This is a genomic window from Cryobacterium sp. MLB-32 (genome assembly GCF_000738085.1).
Taxonomy (GTDB): Bacteria; Actinomycetota; Actinomycetes; order Actinomycetales; family Microbacteriaceae; genus Cryobacterium.
In genome coordinates this window covers 1-499 of sequence record NZ_JPRS01000798.1, presented here as the reverse complement: position 1 = coordinate 499, position 499 = coordinate 1, and the positions used below count along the sequence as shown (strand labels likewise).

The 499-nt window shown below is 52.7% G+C and carries 1 rRNA gene; it reads right to left on the bottom strand.

Annotated elements, in window-relative coordinates:
* A 23S ribosomal RNA gene (locus JF66_RS21445) occupies positions 1 to 499 on the bottom strand; the annotation flags it as partial.

The window sequence follows — 499 nt, the reverse complement described above, 5'->3', positions numbered from 1 at the left end:
TAGCCTGTTATCCCCGAGGTACCTTTTATCCGTTGAGCGACAGCGCTTCCACAAGCCACTGCCGGATCACTAGTCCCGACTTTCGTCCCTGCTCGACTTGTCAGTCTCACAGTCAAGCTCCCTTGTGCACTTACACTCGACACCTGATTACCAACCAGGTTGAGGGAACCTTTGGGCGCCTCCGTTACTTTTTAGGAGGCAACCGCCCCAGTTAAACTACCCACCAGGCACTGTCCCTGAACCGGATCATGGTTCGAAGTTAGGTATCCAATATGACCAGAGTGGTATTTCAACGATGACTCCACCTGAACTAGCGTCCAAGCTTCACAGTCTCCCACCTATCCTACACAAGCCACACCGAACACCAATACCAAGCTGTAGTAAAGGTCACGGGGTCTTTCCGTCCTGCTGCGCGTAACGAGCATCTTTACTCGTAATGCAATTTCGCCGAGTTCGCGGTTGAGACAGCTGGGAAGTCGTTACGCCATTCGTGCAGGTC